Origin of the sequence: Sneathiella sp. (genome assembly GCF_036960985.1) — a bacterium.
In the GTDB taxonomy this organism is placed as follows: Bacteria; Pseudomonadota; Alphaproteobacteria; order Sneathiellales; family Sneathiellaceae; genus Sneathiella.
On the sequence record NZ_JBALWD010000041.1, the window covers coordinates 20721 to 27708 of the forward strand.

At 44.7% G+C, this 6988-nt stretch carries 7 protein-coding genes; 4 read left to right on the forward strand and 3 right to left on the reverse strand.

Annotated features, from left to right (window positions below; all coding sequences use genetic code 11):
* The first annotated feature begins 15 nt into the window (after nt 1-15).
* Together V7723_RS17620 and V7723_RS17625 are read left to right on the forward strand one after the other, a co-directional pair.
* Nucleotides 16-741, forward strand: a complete 726-nt coding sequence (locus V7723_RS17620) for a 3-ketoacyl-ACP reductase FabG2 (protein WP_335685813.1) — start codon at nt 16-18, stop codon at nt 739-741.
* Nucleotides 741-1973, forward strand: a complete 1233-nt coding sequence (locus V7723_RS17625; protein ID WP_335685814.1) for a beta-ketoacyl-ACP synthase — start codon at nt 741-743, stop codon at nt 1971-1973. The genes V7723_RS17620 and V7723_RS17625 overlap by 1 nt, the downstream gene beginning before the upstream one ends.
* Nucleotides 1974-2007: 34 nt before the next feature.
* Here V7723_RS17625 and V7723_RS17630 read toward each other — a convergent pair whose 3' ends face one another.
* From V7723_RS17630 to V7723_RS17640, 3 genes are all read right to left on the reverse strand, one after another.
* Complete coding sequence (locus V7723_RS17630) at nt 2008-2367, reverse strand: PilZ domain-containing protein (RefSeq protein WP_335685815.1); 360 nt, start codon at nt 2365-2367, stop codon at nt 2008-2010.
* 196 nt (nt 2368-2563) lie between these two features.
* Nucleotides 2564-3232, reverse strand: a complete 669-nt coding sequence (locus V7723_RS17635; RefSeq protein WP_335685816.1) for a hypothetical protein — start codon at nt 3230-3232, stop codon at nt 2564-2566.
* Between the two features lie 102 nt (nt 3233-3334).
* Entirely contained in the window at nt 3335-3967 is a 633-nt protein-coding gene (locus V7723_RS17640; RefSeq protein ID WP_335685817.1) for a DUF6134 family protein, read from the reverse strand.
* A gap of 247 nt (nt 3968-4214) precedes the next feature.
* Here V7723_RS17640 and V7723_RS17645 point away from each other — a divergent pair, with 247 nt between their 5' ends.
* Together V7723_RS17645 and V7723_RS17650 are read left to right on the forward strand one after the other, a co-directional pair.
* Nucleotides 4215-4952: a DUF1194 domain-containing protein gene (locus V7723_RS17645; RefSeq protein ID WP_335685818.1), complete on the forward strand. Its 738-nt coding sequence runs from the start codon at nt 4215-4217 to the stop codon at nt 4950-4952.
* Nucleotides 4953-5181: 229 nt separating this feature from the next.
* On the forward strand, nt 5182-6936 hold the full coding sequence (locus V7723_RS17650) for an autotransporter assembly complex protein TamA (protein WP_335685819.1): 1755 nt from the start codon (nt 5182-5184) through the stop codon (nt 6934-6936).
* The last annotated feature ends 52 nt before the right edge of the window (nt 6937-6988 follow it).

The window sequence follows — 6988 nt, forward strand, 5'->3', positions numbered from 1 at the left end:
AGTAGAAAGACGCCTATGCAAAGACGAGTACTAGTAACGGGTGCAAGTGGTGGAATTGGCCGAGCAATTGCCATCAAGTTGGCAGAAGATGGATTCGAAATTGTTGTGCACTACGGGCGGAATGAAGATGCTGGTCGGGAAACAATTGCGCAAGTTGAGGCCGTTGGTGGGGAAGCCAGCCTAATCCAATTTGATGTGTCAAATCGTGTGCAATGTCGGGATATTCTTGAATCTCATATTGCAGAAAAAGGATCTTTTTACGGTATTATATTGAATGCCGGTATTACCCGGGATACCGCCTTTCCCGCAATGACGGACGAAGATTGGGATGATGTAATTCATACTAATTTGGATGGATTTTACAACGTGCTCCGCCCTACTACCTTACCCATGGTTTCCGCTCGCAAGGGGGGTCGGATTGTTGTTTTATCATCCCTTTCTGGAGTAATGGGAAATCGTGGCCAGGTGAATTATAGTGCTTCTAAATCTGGCTTGATTGGCGCGACGAAAGCACTCTCACTGGAACTTGCTAAAAGAAAAATAACGGTGAATTCTGTGGCTCCAGGACTCATTGAAACCTCGATGACGGATGACTTGCCGATGGAAGAAATAATGAAAATGATCCCCTTAAGACGTGTTGGAACGCCAGATGAAGTTGCGGCGACAGTCTCTTTTCTTTGCTCTGATGGGGCCGGATATATTACACGTCAGGTTATTTCCGTAAACGGAGGAATGGCATAGTGCGACGCGTCGTTGTTACGGGCATGGCGGGTGTTACATCCCTTGGGAATAGTTGGGTTGAAGTTCGAGGAAAAATGGAAGCTGGCAAAACCGGCATACAGCGAATGGAAAGCTGGGACTATTACACGGGTTTGAATACGCGGCTTGCAGGACCAGTTGAAGGTTTCGATGTTGATAAACGGTATCCCCGAAAAATGCTCCGGAGCATGGGCCCGGTGTCCAAAATGGCTGTTTATGCGACAGAAATGGCGTTGGAATCTGCTGGTTTAACCGGAGATCCTTTGCTTACTTCCGGCAGGATGGGCGTGGCATACGGATCTTCGTTTGGAAGTACCCAACCCGTTGTTGCTTTTACGGATTTGATCCGAGATGGATTTTCCCGCGATTTGTCAGCCACAAGCTATGTGAAGATGATGGGCCATACGACGGCGGTGAACATCGGCGTTTTTTATGGCTTGTGCGGCCGTGTTATACCAACTTCCAGCGCTTGTACGTCAGGAAGTCAAGGGATTGGATATGCCTACGAAGCCATTAAGTACGGAATGCAAGATGCAATGGTTGCGGGTGGCGCCGAGGAGTTATGCCCGACCATGGCGGCAGTTTTCGATACCTTGTACGCGACAAGTATAAAGAATGAAACGCCCGAGCTATCCCCACGGCCTTTTGACAAGGATCGGGACGGGTTGGTTATAGGTGAAGGTGCAGGAACGCTCATCTTGGAAGAATATGAACAGGCAAAGGCGCGTGGCGCCACAATTTTCGCGGAAATAATTGGGTACAAGACGAATTCTGATGGGCGGCATATTACAAACCCGACGCAAGAAACTATGGAAGTGGCCATACATGGCGCGCTTGAAGATGCAGGACTCGTGTCTCAGGATATTGACTTTATAAGTGGTCACGGGACAGCGACTGAGCAGGGTGATATTGCGGAAAGCCATGCCACGAAATCCGTCATGGGAAGCTCTATTCCTCTAAATTCGTTAAAAAGTTATTTTGGGCATAGTTTAGGAGCTTGTGGCGCTATCGAGGCGTGGCTTAGCATTGAAATGATGCGAGACAGCTGGTTTGCCCCAACTGCTAATTTGGACGCAGTAGACCCGCTATGCGCCGAAGTTGATTACATAATGGAAGACGGGAGGTCAATTTCTGCGGCGCATGTTATGTCGAATAACTTCGCTTTTGGCGGAATTAATACGTCGTTGATATTCAGAAACGTTTCCGAGATGTAATTAGCTTATTTTTTGATATTTTGCTTAGCGGGAATCAGATTGGGTTTGGATCAATTGCGATACCCGGCAGGGCCTCTGTAATAGTTTTGAATATTTCTTCCGGGCTATCATCAAAATTGAGGCCCACGACATATCCGTCCTGCCAAATCATTTTACAATTAAAATTTCCAAACCGAGGCACTTCTAGAACAACACCAGCGGTCGCCGAAAAAACATCTTTAGTCTGAAATTTTGCGCCACTTACGGACATGTCTCTGACGACACCTGCAACCGTGTGGTCTTCATTGGTTAGCCTAGCGCCCCATAGTAATGAGAGCTTACCGCTCCACATAACTGTTTTACGCTTGTATCGACGTTTTTCGATCCCAGAAGGATCTTCTTCAATATGATCCACGATGGCACTGCCCATTTAATCTATATTACAAGAATCCATTATTCCCAATCTTCAGATGAATACGACAAGAGTATCCCTTAGATTGGCCTAATTTAATATACGTATGAAATATTAAATCGAAAAGAAATTAATAAACGACCAAGTAATCTCTAAAATTTGTGGCAAAATAGGCGCGCTCAAATCAACCCTCAGATATTCAAATTGTTGTTTCGAGACTGGCTATAGTTCTATTGTCCATACGTTTTAAAATGTTAAAGGATCGGCCGTCTATGCCATTAAGGCACGTCGATTGTAAGGGGCCTTGACCATTTGCATCAAAAGCAATTATCGCCAGCAATTGGGCGGAAATTACATCGCTTGTGATGCCAGGGAAAGTAGATACAAGAGATTTTAATTGTGTGAGGTTGCTCACCGCATTGTTCCGATTTTTTGCGGTTGCGACCATATTGACTTTACCGGCTTTGACCTCAAAAACGGCTGTGGCTTTCGCAAAACAACTATGCAGGCTTGTACGTTGATTACCCCCGATGCGCTCCCATTTCAGAAGACCAACAATGGCATATGTTCCAGGAGGAATTGGCAATAAACGGAAGTCAGGCGTATCGCTTTTTTCAAGTTTATACGTATTCGAAGAGGGTAAACAATCGTCGCAGGTTGAAAATTCTAACGGGCTTCCCACGAATTTTTGCTCTGTCAGATTGACCTTTTGTACGAAAAGCCAGCTTTCATTATTTATTCGGGGATTTTTAATTGCAAGAATTCCATCATTCTTAGTGGTGTCAAATGCGAAACTTTGATCTAGGGAAGACGACGCACAAGCGCTGACCAAGAACAAAAAGATAACTGAAAGCATAAGTCTTGCCATCTACTCACCTGAGCTGGATTAAAATAATCAGAACAATAAAGTTAGCGTTCTACTTTGCATTTTGCAAATTTAGATTATTAAAACTCTCAAAACTACATGGAATTATTGATCAACAACTACCATGATTTGGCGACCAGAAATATCGTACTCACCTTTGACAAACTTGTTGGCCGTATCAAACCAGAGGATTGCTTTCCAATCACCAGTGAAGGTGAATTTGTTAGTTTCGACAGATTTATTTCCAATTTCAACGGTATCAGGTGCCGAGTCTATCTGGACAGTAAGCAAGTCAAAATCAACAATATTGAAAAGAAGTTTATTCTCCGTGATCGCGTAATGCCAAGGTGATGTTGGAAAGGCTGTTATCGGAAGGTCAACATCTTTGTTATTATATGTAGCCTCATACCCATCAGTGCCGCGATTGAGGGAAATTTCGTGGGGGGTTCCGTTGTCGTCGGTCTTTCCCTTCATTTCCTGGAGCTCGCCGTTCACCCATTTTTCAGTTAGGTTTTGATTGAAGCCATAAACTTCCATACCGAGAAACGAAACGGAGGCATTTGCCCGAAGTTCTTCAACCTCCCCCTTTTCATTTGTGACTGTGGTTAAATGAATATGCCCTATCTTATCGTCTTTGAGGTAAACTGCCGCGAAAATATTCTCCTGCAGTTTTTCAGCATGTGCCACCCCGGAGAAGAGTAGGCTAATTAGAAAGAAAAACGATAGGTTCCGAAACATCTTTTTACTCCCGGTATTTATCTTTTTTGAAAACTTTTAGAAACGAGTAGCTTATTGCTATTATTAGCAACATGCTTATCTAATATAAAACTAATAATCTACTTCTCCTCAAACGTAAGTCATGAAGAGCAGTGTATGCAAATCAATAAGTGGTCTTAACCGCCAGACAGGAATGTATGATGCAATCTCCCACGCCGAAATTACTAAATTGAGGCGAGAACCACAAAGCGGCAGAAAGAGAAATAAATTGGTTTCTAAGTGCCGATTGCGGGTGTCTGTGGTTATTCTATCCATTGTAATCAGTTGTATACATACAGCATCAGCGGCAGATCAAGAAGTTGATCTTGAGCTGGTTCTTGCTATTGATGTGTCTGGAAGCGTTGATGAAAGCGAATATGCTCTTCAGGCAGAAGGGCTTGCGACCGCTTTTGAGCACCCGGAAATTAAAGCGGCCATAAAACGAGCTGGAGTTCTGGGTATTTCGGTTGCCATTGTTCAATGGTCTAGTCCGGATGAACAATGGCTGGCAATGGATTGGATGCATCTTCAAGATGACCGTAGCTTGGGTCTATTAGCACAAGGATTGAGGGAGATGCCTCGGCGCTATGTTGCCGGCGATACAGTCTTAAGCAAAGCGATGAAATTTTCAGGACGGTTATTTGAGCGTGGAGATTTTTCTTCAAAGCGGCAGGTCATCGACGTTTCTGGGGACGGGGGGGTAGAGAATTTAGGTCTCACGCGTGCGGCGAGAGATGATTTGGTGAAAGCTAATATTATTATCAATGGATTGGCAATTGAAACTGATGTCGATAATCTTGAGGAATTTTATCGCAATAATGTAATTGGAGGGCTAGATTCCTTCGTCATGACCGTTGCCAATTATCAGGATTTTGAAACGGCTATTCGCCGCAAATTGATCCGTGAAATTGCGCCGCTTAGGCTATCAAGTCGACCGGAAAAAACACTGATCTTGGCCAAGGACTAATGGCAGTGTAGCGATACATCTAAATCTTGCTTCCTCTAGACTTCAGAAGTTAGAGGCACTAGGTTGAAAAGGCAGTAATTTTGCGAAGAAACACATATTTTTAGCCATTTCCGGATCACTCGCCCCGGACCTTTTTTAGAGATGAATTATCTTGTTGTCATCGCGACTGACATACGTACCGACGATATTGTTGTTCATTTTGTTCGCAATATTTCCACAGCGGGAGCTTTTGGCTGCAGCTGATCGATCGGCCAATGTGTCTTCAACGGACGAAGTGCGAACAAATTTCGATTACAATGTGACAGTTGAAGGCGCCCCTTCTGACGAAATTGAAGAATTGATTTTAAAATCTTCTAGGCTTGAACAACTCGAAGACCATTCTCTTCCTAGCATTGCTGCGGTTCGTCGACGGGCAGAAGAAGACAAAGAAATCTTTAATAAAGTTCTGAGATCTGAAGGTTACTACGATAATGAGGTCACTTATTGGATTGACGTTGCATCTGAGACCCTTGATATAAAATTCACAATAATCCCCGGGACTCGCTTTAGGGTAACCAAATTTGATATAGTCTACAAAGAGACTGCTGAAGCGCCGGATACTCTTGAACTTGACGATCTAGGTATTGAAGTTGGGATGCCGGCGCGATCTGCTTCAATACTTAGTGCACAGCGAAGCGCGCTTATCATCCTTGCAAATCGTGGGTTCCCCGATGCGACGCTTGTGGATCAAGAGGTTATCGTCGATTTCGCAATAGATGGTATGGACGTTACGCTTACGATAGACGCGGGCCCTCGGTTAAAGATGGGAGCATTGAAGTTTGACGGGCTGAAGACAGTTGAAGAGCGCTATTTGAGGAGGATTTCCGAATGGCAGCCGGGAATTTTGTATGATGCGTCGATACTTAATACTTTACGGCGCCGCTATCTAAGAACCGGCCTGTTCACAAGCGTTCAATTGGAAGCCAGGACGGGGGATGCAGACGGCGCGACCGTTCCGATCGTTATGAAATTCGTCGAACGAGATCAACGAACAATTGGAATTGGCGGAAGCGCCTCAACCAGTGAAGGATTAGGAACACAAGCTTATTGGGAACATCGAAATTTTTTCGGCGAAGGTGAAAAGATACGAGCAGATCTTGAAGTCGCTGAAATTCGCCGAGGATTGCGCCTAAGCTATACAAAACCGAATTATCGGAAAATCGACCAGAATTTCAATGCTGATATCGAATATAAGCATGAGAATACAGAGGCTTACAAGGAAGATTCAATTTCAACCTACATCGGCCTGGATCGCATCTGGAGAGAAAAGTGGATAATTGGCATTGGTATTACGCTGGAATACGCCAATATTGAAGATAATGAGAGCGAAGAGGATTTTGCGCTGGCGGGTTTGCCGATGACGGCTCGATATGACACAACGGACGATATACTGGATCCAACCATTGGCTACCGTATTGGTACGGCGATTATTCCGTATATTGGCCTCAACGAAGTATCGCCCGATTTTTTGCGTGGGGAGATTGACGGATCTGCATATTATCCCATTCTTAAAGATAAACGATTGGTGTTGGCTGCCCGCGGCAAAATTGGGGTGATGGCAGGCGACAGCGCCAACGATATTCCGGCGACTAAGCGATTTTATGCTGGAGGTGGAGGATCTATTCGTGGTTATAAATATCAAACCGTTGGGCCGTTGGATTCAAAAAATAACCCGATTGGCGGACGGTCTCTGCTAGAAGTTGGATTTGAAGCGCGAATGCGTATTACGGAGGATATTGGTCTTGTCCCCTTTATTGAAGGCGGTAACGTTTATGAAAGTATGGTGCCGGATTTTTCAGATGAGTTTCTTTGGGGCGCAGGCTTAGGCTTTCGATATTATACGGCGGTAGGTCCTATACGCTTCGACGTAGCTGTGCCATTGGATCGCCGTAAGAACGTCGATGACGCATTCCAATTTTACATAAGCATAGGTCAGGCTTTCTGATATGAAAGCAGTGATCGGAAAACGAATAGTCACCTATCTGGCAGTTTTCTCT

Bases quoted from the DNA above. Each gene is read 5' to 3' on its own strand.
- V7723_RS17620 (WP_335685813.1), top strand. From the start codon at position 16: ATGCAAAGACGAGTACTAGTAACGGGTGCAAGTGGTGGAATTGGCCGA.
- V7723_RS17635 (WP_335685816.1), bottom strand. From the start codon at position 3,232: ATGGCAAGACTTATGCTTTCAGTTATCTTTTTGTTCTTGGTCAGCGCT.
- V7723_RS17640 (WP_335685817.1), bottom strand. From the start codon at position 3,967: ATGTTTCGGAACCTATCGTTTTTCTTTCTAATTAGCCTACTCTTCTCC.